The following is a 14335-nucleotide window of genomic DNA, read 5'->3' on the forward strand; positions in this document are numbered from 1 at the left end:
ACGTCTGAGGATGCAGCACCTTGCTGCCGATCTACATCACATTGTACCGATGAGTGCGTTCCAGAAGCCCCGCCTGCGGCTGTGGACGGGATTGAGGCAGCGTGCGTCTGCATCCGCATCTGCGCGGCCCAAATCGCGCTCCCGCGTTGCCGTGTGTCTATGCGCGGCCGCATTGCTCGGTGTGCAGTTTTTGCAGGCCGCCGCAGCCACGCCGAGCGAGACCGCGCGCAAGGCGTCTGTGGACTGCGTCGATGCCTTGCTGCGGCGACTGGGCTGGGATATTCGCAGCGCTGCGGTAAGTGCGCCGGTGATCCAGCGTGGCGAGCCGTGTACGCGCGGCTCGCTTGCGCAGGCGCGTGCGGCCGGCGATCTGCAGCTGACGCTGCCGGCCAGCTGGAACGCGCAGCAACGCGGCGCTGCGCTCGAGGCCTTGCTGGACGATAGCGCCACCCAATGCGCGTACGCGTTCGAACTCGGTGCGGCGACGCGGCGTGCCACCACGCAACTGCAGGACAACCCGGGCTATCGGTTTTCGGCGCTGCAGCTGGGCTGGATCGGATTCGGCTGGCGTGGCGCGGCCTCGCAGGGCTGGAGCGGCTTTCGCAGTTTCGGGCGCGGCTATCAACCGCGCGGCAGCAATGCGCAGGCGCTGGATGCGTTCTATCGCGGCCAGGTGCGTTCCGAATGCGGGGTGGGGCGGCAGGTGGCCCAGCTGGCCACCCAGCGCGAGTTGTATGGCGATGCCGGATTCGATCAGGTGTTCACCTCGGGCGAGTTGTCGATCGGAACGTTTCTGACCCTGCACGACACCGACAGCATCCTGCTGGGCGCGCATGCCGGCGAGTTCTTCGCCGACGGCAAGGCGGCCAGGACCGCGCAGCTGGGGCGGCAGGCATTTGTCGGCGCGCCGGGGTTTATCGCGCATGTGTTCGACAAGTCGTTTCTGGACGACATCCACAACCAGGCCGAAAACTTCGTGGTGGTGGACGTCAGCGATGCGGCGGCGCAGGCGCTGGCGCAGCACGGCGGCTTTGCGCATTACGACGCGCTTAACCGGCAGATCTGGGAGCTGGCCAGGGAGCTGCGCGGGCCGGGCAAACGTCGTTTCGAGCGGCTGCTGTACGAGCGCGATGCTGCGCTGCGCGCCACGCTCGATCCGCAGCAGCAGGCACGCCTGCAAACACTGCAAAGTCTGTTGGATGACCCGTTCTACCAGGGCTTTCTGGTGTACGTGCATCCCAAGGGCATCAAGCCGATCGGGTACCACGTGGCGCGCCTGCTCGATCGCAATCCGCGCACGCCGTATGCCATCGACCTGACCCTGCACAATCTGCGCAGCACCTTGTACTGGCGTTGGATCGACTGGCAGCTGCAACAGTGCGGCGCCGGCACCGCGGCGGAACAATCCATTGAGAATTCCGCCACGCCAGCGTACGCCGGGCGTGGCACCCTGCACTGATCAGATCATGAGGAGCGATTATGGAACTGGGTATGGTGGGTTTGGGCCGCATGGGCGCCAACATGGCCGAGCGCCTGGTGCACGGCGGACACCGCGTGCATGGCTACGATCCGGGCGAAGCCGCGCGTAGCAGTGCGCAGGCCAAGGGCATTGTCACTGCCGATGCGCTGGCCGCGCTGGTGTCCGCGCTGCCGAGCCCGCGCGTGGTGTGGTTGATGGTGCCGGCGGGCAAGATCGTCGACGACACCCTGGCGCAGCTGCTGCCGCTGTTGCAGGCCGGCGACATCGTCATCGATGGCGGCAATTCGTACTACAAGGATTCGCAACGCCGCGCCGCGCTGCTGCATGCCAGTGGGATCGCCTTTGTCGATTGCGGCACCAGCGGCGGCGTCTGGGGCCTGCAGGAAGGCTACAGCCTGATGGTCGGCGGCGACGAAGCGGCGGTGACCACGCTGCATCCGGTCCTGGCCACGCTGGCGCCGGCAGCGGACAAGGGCTGGGGCCGCGTCGGCCCGAGCGGCGCCGGCCACTTCACCAAGATGGTCCACAACGGTATCGAATACGGAATGATGCAGGCCTATGCCGAGGGCTTTGCGTTGATGCAGCACAAGACCGACTTTGCGCTGGATCTGCACCAGGTCGCCGAGATCTGGCGCGATGGCAGCGTGGTGCGTTCGTGGTTGCTGGATCTCACCGCCGATGCGCTGGCGCACAATCCGACCATGGCCGGTATCGCACCGTTCGTGGCCGATTCGGGCGAAGGGCGCTGGACGGTGGCCGAAGCGATCGACCTGGAAGTGTCGGCGCCGATCATCACTTTGTCACTGATGGAGCGGCTGCGTTCGCGCGACAAGGATTCGTTCACCGACAAGCTGCTGGCCGCAATGCGCAACCAGTTCGGTGGTCATGCGGTCAAGACCACCACGGAAGCCGCGCCGACGATCGGCAGCAAGGACGTCTGAGCGATCGCGCCGATGCCTGCGCGCCTGCATGTCGGGCGCGCAGTGCAGGTCTGTTCCACCGCGTCTGTGTCTGGCGACTGCCGGCGTGCGCGCTGACTGATGGCAGTGTGCATTGACGCGGTGCCCGGACGTGGCACCGCAGGGCGCGGGCGCGCCATTGCCGATGCCGAATATCAGCTGGGCGCCTATATCGGCGCCCGGCCGTGCATCAGCCGCGCGACGCCGTGCTTGCGCCTTCCAGCCATTGCACCTGGCCCGAGGCGGCGCTGCGTTGCGCCAGTTCCAGCAGTTCCATCACCTGCACCGCGTCGGCACCGCTGACCGGTGCCGGGCCGGCACCTGCCAGGGCATCGCGAAATGCGGCGTAGCACTGGCGGTAGTCGCCCGGCGTGGTATCGGGTTGGTGGGTGTGCACGCGGCCTTCGTCGTCGACGCGGGTCAGCGTGCCCGGAAGCGGGTCCACGCCCCAACCGGCGGTACCGGGGCGGCGTCCGGCGCGCAGCTGGTCTTCCTGGGTATCCAGCCCGTGCTTGAGGTAGCTGCCACGGGTGCCGTGCACGGCAAAGCGCAGGCCGCTGTCGGCCACCAGCGAGCCGGCATGCAGGATCACGCGCAGCCGCGGGTAACGCAGGGTGACGTGGAAATAGTCATCGCTGCGCGCCTGGCTGCGCTGGCGCTGCAGGTCCGCGCCGATCGCCTGCGGCGTGCCGAACAACTGCAGCGCCTGATCGAGCAGATGTGGCCCCAGGTCGTACCAGAGACCGGCGCCGGGGATGTCGCTTTCGCGCCAGCGGTCGCGCACCTGCGGCCGGAAGCGGTCGAAGTGCGAATGGAATTCCACCACCTCGCCCAACTGGCCTTCGTCGATCAGCCGGCGCACGGTGAGAAAGTCCGCATCCCAGCGCCGGTTCTGGAACACGCTGACAATGCGCCCGGCCGCGGCGGCAGCAGCCACCACCTCGCGCGCCTGCGCGGCGTCCAGCGCAAAGGGTTTGTCCACCAGCACGTGCTTGCCGGCGGCCAGGGCCTGCAACGCGTAGGGTGCGTGGGTCTGGTTGGGGGTGGCCAGCACCACCGCGTCCAGCGCCGGATCGGCCAGTGCCGTTTCCAAATCGGCCAGCACGGCGACATCGGGAAAGTCGGCCTGTACCTGCTGCGGCTTGGACGACACCACGCTGTGCAGGGCCAGGCCCGGGGTGCCGGCGATCAGCGGGGCATGGAAGGTGCGGCCGACATAGCCATAGCCGACGACGGCCAGATTGAACGGTTTAGGCATTGAAAACGGTTCATCGCAACGACGGAGGAGGCCTGCATGGTATTGCACCCACCCGTGTGCGCCGGGTTCACAACCCCTGCATCCGGCAGTCACGTGTGCACGACGAGCGCCACTGCAGACTGCCGCCACATTCACAGGAGGGTACATCCGATGAAGAACATCACACATGCACGCAAGTTGCTGGCTCTGGCACTGTCGCTCGGTCTGACGCTGGGTGCCTCGCAGGCATTCGCTGCGCCACAGGAGCACGCCGCGCACAAGGACCACGCTGCCGACAACATCAACGAATCCAAGAAGCCGGTGACCGACACCTGGATCACCACCAAGGTGAAGGCCGATCTGCTGGCCACCGACAACGTGTCGGGCACCGACGTCAAGGTCGAGACCAAGAACGGCATCGTCACCCTGACCGGCACGGTTGCTACCAAGGCCGAGCACGACAAGGCCGTGGCAGTTGCCAAGGGCATCGAAGGCGTCAAGAGCGTCAAGTCCACCGGCCTGAAGGTCGTTGCTGCAAAGATGTAATTGCAGCGGTAGCGAATGCCGGGGCAGCCGAGGCGAGGCGGCTGAACCGAGCACAAGGCGCACTCCATGGAGTGCGCCTTTTTTGTTGCCGGTGCGCGGCCTCAGGCAAGCCGACAGGCGGTGAAGCGCTCGCACCATTTTCACGTTTACTGCACTTATGATATGCCCATTCAGCTATGTCGCCGTGGGAGTGATCAGGCTGAATCGTTAATCTCATCCTGGGCCTGATCGGAGACAATGCCGACTTGCCTTCGGGGCCCTGGCAGCGAGCGGATACCGACCTAGCAATGCAGACAACGGTCCAAGAAGACAGATGGGATCGCTGGCGCCTGCCGTTACTGGCAGTTGCCGTGTTCCTGATTGTGGTGGTGCCGTCGTTGCTGCTGCAGCAGATGGCGCACAACGCCAACCAGGCCGCGGTGTGGGTATCGCATAGCCAGGAAGTGCAGGAGACCGCCCAGCGCCTGGAAGCGGCGATGCGCGACACCGAATCGGCAGCCTTGATGCGCTCGCACGGCGTGCAGCGCCCGGCCCTGCTGGAGCGCATGCGGCGCGGCCGGCGCGAGTCGCTGGCCGCGGTGCAGCGGCTGATCGTGCTGACCAAGGACAACCCCGCACAGCAGGTGCGGATGGGGCGCATCCAGAGCACCATCGAACGGCGCCTGTTGCTGGCCGAGCGGATTGCGGTGACCACCGCGCCGGAGCAGATCCGTCTGCTGATCAACGACATGACCCTGAACAACCCGATCCGCGTGCTGATCGACGAGTTGCAGGACGCCGAGGGCAAGCTGCTGGAGTTGCGCAGTGCGCGCGCCGACACCGAACGCACGCATTACGCGGTGTTGAGCTGGGGCACGCTGGTGGTGCAGTTGCTGCTGCTGGGCACGGTGACCTGGTTGCTGCAGCGGCAGATCCGTCGCCGCCTGGCGGCCGAACAGGAATACCTGCGCGCCAACGGCCGCGCGTCGTCGGTGCTGCAGACCGTGCGCGAGCCGATCGTGCTGCTGGATTCCGGCCAGCGCATCCTGCTGCACAACCCGGCGTTTGCCGAGTTGTACGGGCTGGACGAGCGCGGCAACGAATCGATGCCGCTAGAGGACGTGGGCGATGGCGTCTGGCGCGATGCGCAGATCCATCAGCGGCTGGCCGACGTGTTGCTGCGCGGCCGCGAGTTGTGGGACTACGAACACGAGCAGCGCGCCGCCGATGGCGTGCTGCGCACCATGTTGATCAACGCGCGGCGCATGCCGCTGCCGGATACCAGCGACGAAGACGTGGTGCTGATGACGGTCAGCGACATCAGCCTGCAGAAGGCCTCGCAGCTGCGCATCCAGGAGCTCAACCGGCAGATGGAAGGCAAGGTGGAGCAGGTGTCGGAGGTCAATCGTGAACTGGAAGCCTTCAGTTATTCGGTCTCGCACGACCTGCGCGCGCCGCTGCGCCATGTGGCCGGATTCTCCGACAAGTTGGCGCGCCACCTGGGCGATGCGGCGGACGAAAAATCGCGTCACTACATGGAAGTGATCAGCAGCTCGGCGCGGCGCATGGCGTCGCTGATCGACGATCTGCTGGTGTACTCGCGCCTGGGCCGCAGCGCGCTGCGGTTGCAGGCGGTGGACATGCAGTCGCTGGTGTCGGAAACCCGCGCGATCCTGGATTCCAACGTGCAGAGCGAGAACACCGGCCACCGTGTGGACTGGCATATCGCGCCGTTGCCGGTGCTGGTGGCCGACGAGAACATGATGCGCCAGCTGTGGATGAACCTGCTCGGCAATGCGGTGAAATACAGCACCAAGCGCGAGGTGGCCAGGATCGAGGTCACCTATACGCCGATGGCCGACGGCGGCCACCAGTTCAGCGTGCGCGACAACGGCGCCGGCTTCGACATGGAATACAGCGCCAAGTTGTTCGGCGTGTTCCAGCGCCTGCACAAGGCCAGCGAATATCCCGGGACCGGTATCGGCCTGGCCAGCGTGCGGCGCGTGCTGACGCGCCACGGCGGCCGGGTCTGGGCCGAAGGCGCGGTCGACGAAGGCGCCACGTTCTATTTTGTGCTTCCACCTGCGCTTGAAGCGCCCAACCAAGAGTTCAATGTATGACCGCCATCCGTACCATTCTTCTGGCAGAAGACAGCCCGGCCGATGCGGAAATGGCCGTCGACGCCCTGCGCGAAGCCCGCCTGGCCAATCCCATCGTGCACGTCGAGGACGGCGTGGAGACCATGGACTATCTGTTGCGTCGGGGCATCTTCGCCGATCGCGAGGAAGGCCTGCCGGCGGTGTTGCTGCTGGACATCAAGATGCCGCGCCTGGACGGGCTGGAAGTGCTCAAGCAGATCCGCAGCGAGGAGTCGCTCAAGCGCCTGCCGGTGGTGATCCTGTCGTCCTCGCGCGAAGAGAGCGACCTGGCCCGCAGCTGGGACCTGGGCGTGAATGCCTATGTGGTCAAGCCGGTGGACGTGGATCAGTTCTTCAACGCAGTCAAGACGCTCGGCACCTTCTGGGCGGTCATCAATCAGGCACCGGAGCTGGACTGACCCATGCTGCAAGAGGGGGGCAAACTGGAGCAGCTGAAGATCCTTCTGGTGGAAGATTCACCGGAAGACGCCGAGCTGCTGTCCGATCAACTGCTCGATGCCGGGCTGGATGCGGCGTTCGAGCGGGTGGACAGCGAGCCGTCGCTGCGTGCCGCACTGGATGAATTCCAGCCGGACATCGTGCTGTCGGATCTGAGCATGCCCGGTTTTTCCGGCCATCAGGCGCTGCGCCTGGTGCGCCAGAACGGCGCCACGCCCTTCATTTTTGTCTCCGGCACCATGGGTGAGGAGACCGCGGTCAAGGCGCTGCAGGACGGCGCCAACGACTACATCATCAAGCACAACCCGACCCGCCTGCCGAGCGCGGTGATCCGCGCGATCCGCGAGGCGCGCGCCGACCTGGAACGCCAGCGCGTGGAGAGCGAGCTGATGCGCGCGCAGCGGCTGGAAAGCCTGGCGATGCTGGCGGCCGGGTTGAGCCACGACCTGCGCAACATCCTGCAGCCGTTGCTGATCGTGCCCGACCTGCTGGCCGGACGCACCGATGATCCGCAGCTGCGCCAGCTGGCCAACGTGGTGGCCGAGTGCGGCCGGCGCGGGCATGAGATGGCCGAGTCGATGCTTTCGTTCGTGCGTGGCTCCAACAAGCCGCGCGAGCAGGTGTCGATCGCCAGCCTGTTCCAGGCCGTGCAGATGTTGCTCAAGAGCAGCCTGCCCGACGGCGTGCGCCTGCAGATGGACACGATCCCGCTGGATCTGACCATCGAGGCCAACTACACCGAGTTGCAGCAGTGCCTGCTCAACCTGGGCTTGAACGCGATCCAGGCGATGCCGGGCGGCGGGATGCTGACCCTGTCGGCCGATCGCCACGACGGCACGCGTGTGCGCATGAGCGTGGCCGACACCGGCGTGGGCATGAGCGAGGACACCCGCGCACGCCTGTTCAGTCCGTTCTTCACCACCAAGGCCGATGGCACCGGCCTGGGGCTGATTTCCTGCAAGCGCATCGTCGAAAGCTACGGCGGCAGCATCGTGGTCGACAGTCGCCTGGGCGAGGGCACCCGGTTCGACATGATCGTGCCGATGCGTGCGGCCGCGGTGACGATTGCCGACACCGAGCCGCCGCTGGCATTGGGGCACGGGCAGCGCATCCTGCTGGTGGATGGCGAGGCCACGCGTCTGTCGCTGCTGGGCAATGCCTTGTCCAGCCAGGGTTATCAACCGCAGCTGGCCACCGATGGTGCGGCGGCGCTGCAACTGGTGCAGCAGCACGCGATGCCGGACCTGGTGATCATCGACAGCGACATCATCCAGCTCTCGGCGGTGAGCGTGTTGTTGAGCATGCAGGAGCTGGGCTACCACGGCCCGGCGATCGTGCTCGAGGATGTCGGCGCGCCACTGCAACGTTCGCACTTCCCGCCGGATATCCCGGTGCATGTGCTGCGCAAACCACTGGAAATGCGCCGGGTGTTCCGCGCCGTGGCGCATGCCCTGGAAGTGGCCTGAGGCCAGGGTCTGGCGCGCTGCAGGCGGGCAGGCTCAGGTGCGGCACGATTGCAACAGTTGACGCCCACGCTGGCCGCATGCGCGAATAACGCATGACCACCGTGCTTCTCAGCCTCGGCAGCAACGTCCAGCCGACCCATTACCTGCGCCTGGCCGTCGACGCCTTGCGCGCACGCTTCGGCCAACTTGCCGTCTCGCCGGCGTATCGCACGCCGGCGGTGGGCTTCGATGGGCCGGACTTCGTCAACAACGCCGTGGCGCTGGACACGGACATGGACCTGGTTGCGCTGGACCACTGGCTGCATGCGCTGGAAGATGCGCACGGCCGCGATCGCAGCGGCCCGCGTTTCAGCGACCGTACCCTGGATGTGGATGTGGTGTTCTTCGGCGATTGCATCATCGAAGGCCCCGGGCATCTGCGCATCCCGCGGCCCGAGCTCAAGCATGCCTTCGTGTTGAAGCCGCTGGCCGATATCGCGCCCGATTTTGTCGATCCGCTGAGCGGGCAGACCCTGGCCGCGCTGTGGCAGGCGCATCCGCAGCACAGCATCGCGTTCACGACGGTGGCGCTGGACGCGGCCCCGGCGCTGGATGTGGCGCGCTAGCGCCGTTGCAGCTCAACTGAGCTGGCGGCCGCCGTCCACATGCAGGGTGTGGCCGGTGACGAAGCCCGCGTCGTCCAGCATCCAGCGCACCGCCTCGGCGATTTCCTCGGGCGTGCCGATGCGGGCCAGCGGCGTGCGTGCGAGCAGCGCCTGCTTGGCCGCTGTTGATTTGCCTTCTTCCGGCCACAGGATCGCGCCGGGCGCGACCGCGTTGACGCGCACCTCCGGTGCCAGTTCCAGCGCGAGCGAGCGGGTCAGCATTTCCAGCGCACTCTTGGACGCGCCGTACAGCGGGTGATTGCGCATCGGCTGCTGCGCGTGCAGGTCGGTGATGTTGACGATGGCACCGCGATGATGGCGTAGCTGCGCGGCGGCAGCCTGGGCGATGAAGAACGGCGCGCGTGCATTGACTGCGAACAACTCGTCCCATTGCGCGGCTGTCGCTGCGCCGAGCGCGGTGGGGTAGAACGCGGAGGCATTGTTGACCACGCCATCCAGGCGGCCGAACGCGGCGATGCAGTCGGCGACCAGCTGCGCCGGCGCCTCCGGCAAGCGCAGGTCGGCGTGCAAGGCCTGCGCGCTGCCGGCGCGCAGGGCGCAGAGCTCCGCTACGCGCGCGCCGAGCGCCTCGCCGGAGCGGTGCGCATGCAGGGCAACGCGGTAGCCCGCCGCATGCAGCGTGGTGGCGATCTGCGCGCCAATCCGGCGACCTGCACCGGTGATCAACACCACCTTGGAACTGTCTGTCATGGCGTACTCGCTCGGCGTTGCAAAGGGCTCGGCTATCCTGTGCATTGTCCCCGCAACCGGTGCCCGCATGCACGCCGACCTTCCTACTCCCGATCCGGACGCCCTGGCGCATAGCGACCGGCTGGCCGCGCATCTGCGCGCCGAGATCGCCGCCGGTGGTGGTGCGATTCCGTTCTCGCGTTTCATGGAGCTGGCGTTGTACGCGCCGGGTCTGGGCTATTACAGCGCCGGCTCCAGCAAGTTCGGCGAGGCTGGCGATTTCGTCACCGCACCGGAGCTGGGGCCGTTGTTCGCGGCCACCGTGTCCGGTGCGCTGGCACCGGTGCTGCAGCAGCTCGGGCCGCAGGCGCGCGTGCTGGAAGTGGGCGGCGGCAGCGGTGCATTTGCCGAAGTCACGCTCAAGCGCCTGCTCGAGCTGGATGCGCTGCCGGAGCGTTACGCGATCCTGGAGCCCAGCGCCGACCTGCGCGAGCGTCAGCGCGAGCGGCTTGGACGCAGCCTGATCCCGCCGGTCTTCGATCTGGTGGAGTGGCTGGACGGGCCGTTCCCGGACGATTGGGACGGGGTGCTGTTCGCCAACGAAGTGATCGACGCATTGCCCACGCCGCGCTTCACGCTGCGCGATGGCGAGGTGTATGAAGAAACCGTGGTGCTGGATGCGCAGCAGCAATTCGCGCGCGGCGAGCAGCCGGCCGATGCCTTGCTGGGCGCGGCGGTGCGGCATCTGGAACGTTATCTGGAGCAGCCCTTCGCCGATGGTTATCGCTCCGAGCTGCTGCCGCAGTTGCCCTACTGGATCCAGGCGGTGGCCGGCGGTCTGAAGCGCGGCGCGATGTTGTTCGTCGATTACGGTTACCCGCGTGGCGAGTTCTATCGTGCGCAGCGCGAGGACGGCACCCTGCGCGCGTTCTATCGCCATCGCATGCATGAGGACTTGTATCGCTGGCCGGGCCTGCAGGATCTGACTGCGTCGGTGGACTTCACCGCGTTGGCCGAAGCCGGCACCGGAGCCGGTTTCGAACTGGCCGGCTACTGCACGCAAGCGAGCTTTCTTCTCGGCAACGGCCTGGATGCGTTGCTGGCGCAGGCCGACACGCGCACCGACGAGGTAGGGCGTATGCGGCTGCGTGAGCAGATCAAGCGGCTGACCTTGCCCAGCGAAATGGGCGAGCGCTTCCAGGTGATGGGTTTTGCGCGCGACGTCGATTTTGCGCCGGCATTTCTGGCGGGCGATCTCACATGGCGGCTGTGAGTCCGGCGCTGCGTCCATTCCAGCGGCCTCGGTTGTGGGTCGGCCTGTGGATCACCGCAATCCTGGTGGTGATTGCGGTATGCATGGGGCCGCCGCCAGAGTTTCCGGAATTGCCGTCCAACAGCGACAAGGCCGAGCATTTTTTGACGTTCGCGCTGTTGTGCTGGGGGGCGGTGCAGCTGTTCGCCACCCGCCGCGCGCTGTTGTCTGCGGCGTTCGGATTGGTGCTGCTGGGGATCGGCATCGAGATCGCGCAAGGCGCACTGACCACCAACCGCAGCGCGGATCCGTACGATGCGCTGGCCGACACGTTGGGCATCCTCGCCGGCCTGTGCCTGGCGTGGACGCCACTGCGGTTGGTGATGTTGGGGATGGACAAGCGCATGTTTGGGTCGCGCGGGTAGATCTGTTGTAAAGCGGCTGGTCTGCGACTTTTTTGCAGGGTCCTTGCCCGCCCACCATCGCAGGACACGCCGCAAGTACGTCCGTGTAGGCTCTTACGCGGCATCCATGCCGCGTAAGGTCCCGCGACGGTGAGAGGGTGAGGACCAGTCGAGATGGTCGGTGTGCATGGCTCTCAATAAAAACAGCCAACAAAATCTCTGGTGCAGTGTTCTTGACGCTGTGAGTTTGCTGCAGGGTCCTTGCCCGCCCACCATCGCAGGACACGCCGCAAGCACGTCCATGTAGGCTCTTACGGGGCATCCATGCCGCGTAAGGTCCCGCGACTGTGAGTAGGCAAGGACCAGTCGAGATGATCGGTGTGCATGGCTCTCAAAAAAAACAGCCAACAAACTCTCTGGTGCAGTGTTCTTGACGCTGTGAGTTTGCTGCAAGGACCGGTGGCGATGGTCGGTGTGCAACGTTGACAGCAGTGCGCGATGCTCGTCCACAGCGACTGCGTAGCTTTCAATCTTCGCTCTCAGCCGGGCATGCGTACCGCGCGTTCGCGTAGCCATTTGGTCGCCACCCACTTTTCGCCGGCCAGGACCGGTGCGCCGGCATGCAGGCTGCGTGTCATTGGATGCGGGCGGTCGTAGCTGAAGAACACCGCATTGCCCTTCACCGCAGCGACGTCCAGGTGCGCATCGGGAAAGCGCGTGGCGCCGCCGCGTTCGGGCGTGTTGAGATACATCACCAGCGATGCGACGCGTTGGCCGCCCGCCTGCAGCAACACCGGCGTGCCGGCGGCCGCGGGGTCGAAGTAATCGTAGTGCGGCTGATACTCGGCGCCGGTGGCATAGCGCAACACCTGCAGTCCCTCACCGTGGTCCACGGGCCAGTCGAGCAGGCGGGCGATGCGTGCTTCGATGCGTTGGCACAGCGCATCCTGGCCCAGCTGCAGGCACATGCTGTGGCTGGTGCGCGCGGCATGCACGATCTGCGCGCCGTTGTCGTTGTCCACCGTGCGCGAACGCGCCAGGCGTGGCTGCGCCAGTGCGATCAATGCCTCGCACTCGGCATCGGACAAAAAATCGCCCAGCACCACCACGCGCGGCAGCAACAGGCTGACCAGCACGCGCACCTGGCGATCGCCCAGATCCAGCAACGAGGCATCGTTGTGCTGCAGCACTGCCGGCACGCGCACCGGCACCGGCAGCCCATGCGTCTGCGCGTGCTGCTGGATGTGGTCGCGCAGCAGGGCCTCGACTGCGTCGATGGCGTCTTGTTCGTTCCAGCCCTGATCCAGGAGCGGCTGTAGCGCTTGTTCGGGCGGCTGGCCGGCCATTGCCTGCGCAATGATCCAGTCGCCCAGGGCAGCGGGAATGGGGGTCGACGTCATCCCTCTACAGTGCATGTCAATGTGTGGCAGACATGTGTCAATTGTGTCGTCGTAAGACAAATGACACAGACAGCCCCTATAAAAGTGACGGGGATCTTGAACGTGCTCGCCACTGCAGTGAGCGGAACGCAACCAATTCTTGACGACTCCTCTTCATACCGGACCTTTTTTGACCTGGAGATCAGCCGCATGTCCGTTCGCAATAGCAGCAAGACACTTCTCATGACCTTTGGTACCGCGCTGGCCTTGTCAGCCTGCGGTGGTGGTGCCGATCGTGTCGCCTCGCCCGGCGAGGGCGCATTTCCGCCGGCACCGACGCCGGCTCCCGCGCCGACCCCGGCGCCCACGCCTGCACCGACGCCCGCTCCGGCACCGACCGGCCCGGCCGCCGATTGCCCGACCGGTTTCTCCAACGTCGGCACCATCGCCAACAACACGCTTCGCGCCTGCCAGCTGCCGGACACCATCAACGGCAACCTGGTGGTGCCGGCACGTGCGGGCACGGCGTATTCGATCAGCGGACGCGTCAACGTGGGCACCGACCGCGGCGGCAACGCCATCGCACCGGCCGCCGGCAGCACGCAGGGCATCCTGACCATCGAGCCGGGCGTGACCCTGTTCGGTTCGGCGGGTAGCGACTACATCGTGGTCAACCGCGGTTCGCAGATCTTTGCCGAAGGCAGCGCCACCGCCCCGATCGTGTTCACCGCGCGCCAGGCGCTGGAGGGCCAGGTCAGCGCCAACACCATCGGCTTGTGGGGCGGCATCGTGGTGCTGGGCCGTGCGGCCATCAACAACTGCCCGGGCACCACGGTCTCCGGTACGCCGGAATGCCAGGCGCAGGTGGAAGGCACCAACGCGTTCTACGGTGGCAACAGCGCCACCGACAACAGCGGCTCCATGCGCTACCTGCGGGTGATGTATTCGGGCTTCGAAATTTCGCCCAACAACGAGTTGCAGGGCATCACCCTGGCCGGCGTGGGCAGCGGCACGCGCCTGGATCATGTGCAGATCCACAATAGCTCCGACGACGGTATCGAATGGTTCGGTGGCACCGTCAACGGCAGCCACATCGTGATCACCGGCGCCGACGACGATTCGCTGGATACCGACGCCGGCTGGAACGGCGCCCTGCAATTCGGCATCGTGGTGCAGCGCGCCGGTGGCGGCGACCGCATGAACGAGTGGAGCAGCCTGCGCCGTCAGCCGTATTCGCGTCCGAAGGTGGCCAACTTCACCTACGTGGGCAATGCGCGCGCCGGTGCGGCGATCATGCTCAACCAGGGCACGCAGGCCGCGTTCTACAACTCGGTCGTCACGCGTCCGGCCGGTGGCAGCGGTGATGGCTTGGTGTGCTTCAACCTGGCCGATGCCGACACGCTCGGGACCTTCAACTCGGTGTTCTTCGCCTGCCCGACGGCTTTCGGCAGCGACGCGCGTGCGGCCACCCAGTTCGCGGCCGGCACCAACAACGTCGCCAACGGTGTGTCCACGTTGCAGAACACCTTCGTCAATGGCGCCAACGAAAACGCCGTGCCGGCCTTCCAGGGCTTGAACGGGGTGAGCAGCTTCTTCCAGCAGGTGAACTACATCGGTGGCGTGCGCGATGCCAACGACACCTGGTGGCAGGGCTGGACCTGTGGCCTGACCGCCGATCGTCCCTGCTGAGGCACAGCATCAC

At 66.2% G+C, this 14335-nt stretch carries 13 protein-coding genes; 10 read left to right on the forward strand and 3 right to left on the reverse strand.

Annotated elements, in window-relative coordinates:
• The first annotated feature begins 172 nt into the window (after positions 1–172).
• Both KHN93_RS03830 and gnd read left to right on the forward strand, forming a co-directional pair.
• Complete coding sequence (locus tag KHN93_RS03830) at positions 173–1459, forward strand: hypothetical protein (RefSeq protein ID WP_104560613.1); 1287 nt, start codon at positions 173–175, stop codon at positions 1457–1459.
• Between the two features lie 20 nt (positions 1460–1479).
• A complete protein-coding gene (gnd, locus tag KHN93_RS03835; RefSeq protein WP_104560615.1) occupies positions 1480–2421 on the forward strand; it encodes a phosphogluconate dehydrogenase (NAD(+)-dependent, decarboxylating) in 942 nt (313 codons plus the stop codon).
• 208 nt (positions 2422–2629) lie between these two features.
• Here the strand turns inward: gnd and KHN93_RS03840 are convergent, their stop codons facing one another.
• On the reverse strand, positions 2630–3697 hold the full coding sequence (locus KHN93_RS03840) for an oxidoreductase (RefSeq protein WP_167707739.1): 1068 nt from the start codon (positions 3695–3697) through the stop codon (positions 2630–2632).
• 150 nt (positions 3698–3847) lie between these two features.
• Here KHN93_RS03840 and KHN93_RS03845 point away from each other — a divergent pair, with 150 nt between their 5' ends.
• From KHN93_RS03845 to folK, 5 genes are all read left to right on the forward strand, one after another.
• Positions 3848–4222: a BON domain-containing protein gene (locus tag KHN93_RS03845; protein ID WP_016900852.1), complete on the forward strand. Its 375-nt coding sequence runs from the start codon at positions 3848–3850 to the stop codon at positions 4220–4222.
• Between the two features lie 287 nt (positions 4223–4509).
• Entirely contained in the window at positions 4510–6321 is a 1812-nt protein-coding gene (locus KHN93_RS03850; RefSeq protein WP_104571559.1) for a sensor histidine kinase, read from the forward strand.
• Entirely contained in the window at positions 6318–6758 is a 441-nt protein-coding gene (locus KHN93_RS03855; RefSeq protein ID WP_016900854.1) for a response regulator, read from the forward strand. The genes KHN93_RS03850 and KHN93_RS03855 overlap by 4 nt, the downstream gene beginning before the upstream one ends.
• A 3-nt stretch (positions 6759–6761) precedes the next feature.
• Positions 6762–8264: a hybrid sensor histidine kinase/response regulator gene (locus tag KHN93_RS03860; protein WP_039523449.1), complete on the forward strand. Its 1503-nt coding sequence runs from the start codon at positions 6762–6764 to the stop codon at positions 8262–8264.
• 92 nt (positions 8265–8356) lie between these two features.
• Positions 8357–8869 (forward strand): 2-amino-4-hydroxy-6-hydroxymethyldihydropteridine diphosphokinase, encoded by a 513-nt coding sequence (folK, locus tag KHN93_RS03865; RefSeq protein ID WP_212579160.1) that lies wholly within the window; start codon positions 8357–8359, stop codon positions 8867–8869.
• 12 nt (positions 8870–8881) lie between these two features.
• Here folK and KHN93_RS03870 read toward each other — a convergent pair whose 3' ends face one another.
• Entirely contained in the window at positions 8882–9619 is a 738-nt protein-coding gene (locus KHN93_RS03870) for a pteridine reductase (protein WP_212579161.1), read from the reverse strand.
• Here KHN93_RS03870 and KHN93_RS03875 point away from each other — a divergent pair.
• Together KHN93_RS03875 and KHN93_RS03880 are read left to right on the forward strand one after the other, a co-directional pair.
• A complete protein-coding gene (locus KHN93_RS03875) occupies positions 9618–10871 on the forward strand; it encodes a class I SAM-dependent methyltransferase (protein ID WP_212579162.1) in 1254 nt (417 codons plus the stop codon). The genes KHN93_RS03870 and KHN93_RS03875 overlap by 2 nt on opposite strands.
• Positions 10859–11275, forward strand: coding sequence for a VanZ family protein (locus tag KHN93_RS03880; protein WP_104560625.1), 417 nt, complete (start codon positions 10859–10861; stop codon positions 11273–11275). Before KHN93_RS03875 ends, KHN93_RS03880 begins: the two co-directional genes overlap by 13 nt.
• A 518-nt stretch (positions 11276–11793) precedes the next feature.
• Here KHN93_RS03880 and KHN93_RS03885 read toward each other — a convergent pair.
• Positions 11794–12654: a 2OG-Fe(II) oxygenase gene (locus tag KHN93_RS03885; protein WP_102254829.1), complete on the reverse strand. Its 861-nt coding sequence runs from the start codon at positions 12652–12654 to the stop codon at positions 11794–11796.
• A gap of 189 nt (positions 12655–12843) precedes the next feature.
• On the opposite strand from KHN93_RS03885, the gene KHN93_RS03890 reads away from it, so the two are divergent.
• The gene (locus KHN93_RS03890) at positions 12844–14322 is read left to right on the forward strand and encodes a hypothetical protein (RefSeq protein WP_167704779.1); all 1479 of its coding nucleotides are present in this window, start codon (positions 12844–12846) and stop codon (positions 14320–14322) included.
• Positions 14323–14335 lie beyond the last annotated feature (13 nt).

The sequence above is a fragment of the Xanthomonas arboricola pv. juglandis genome, from assembly GCF_905367715.1.
Lineage (GTDB): Bacteria > Pseudomonadota > Gammaproteobacteria > Xanthomonadales > Xanthomonadaceae > Xanthomonas > Xanthomonas arboricola.

Coding starts and splice junctions, on each gene's coding strand:
- KHN93_RS03880 (WP_104560625.1), top strand. CDS start 10,859: ATGGCGGCTGTGAGTCCGGCGCTGCGTCCATTCCAGCGGCCTCGGTTG.
- KHN93_RS03860 (WP_039523449.1), top strand. CDS start 6,762: ATGCTGCAAGAGGGGGGCAAACTGGAGCAGCTGAAGATCCTTCTGGTG.
- KHN93_RS03885 (WP_102254829.1), bottom strand. CDS start 12,654: ATGACGTCGACCCCCATTCCCGCTGCCCTGGGCGACTGGATCATTGCG.
- KHN93_RS03850 (WP_104571559.1), top strand. CDS start 4,510: ATGCAGACAACGGTCCAAGAAGACAGATGGGATCGCTGGCGCCTGCCG.
- KHN93_RS03855 (WP_016900854.1), top strand. CDS start 6,318: ATGACCGCCATCCGTACCATTCTTCTGGCAGAAGACAGCCCGGCCGAT.
- folK (WP_212579160.1), top strand. CDS start 8,357: ATGACCACCGTGCTTCTCAGCCTCGGCAGCAACGTCCAGCCGACCCAT.
- KHN93_RS03845 (WP_016900852.1), top strand. CDS start 3,848: ATGAAGAACATCACACATGCACGCAAGTTGCTGGCTCTGGCACTGTCG.
- KHN93_RS03875 (WP_212579162.1), top strand. CDS start 9,618: ATGGCGTACTCGCTCGGCGTTGCAAAGGGCTCGGCTATCCTGTGCATT.
- KHN93_RS03870 (WP_212579161.1), bottom strand. CDS start 9,619: ATGACAGACAGTTCCAAGGTGGTGTTGATCACCGGTGCAGGTCGCCGG.
- gnd (WP_104560615.1), top strand. CDS start 1,480: ATGGAACTGGGTATGGTGGGTTTGGGCCGCATGGGCGCCAACATGGCC.
- KHN93_RS03890 (WP_167704779.1), top strand. CDS start 12,844: ATGTCCGTTCGCAATAGCAGCAAGACACTTCTCATGACCTTTGGTACC.
- KHN93_RS03840 (WP_167707739.1), bottom strand. CDS start 3,697: ATGCCTAAACCGTTCAATCTGGCCGTCGTCGGCTATGGCTATGTCGGC.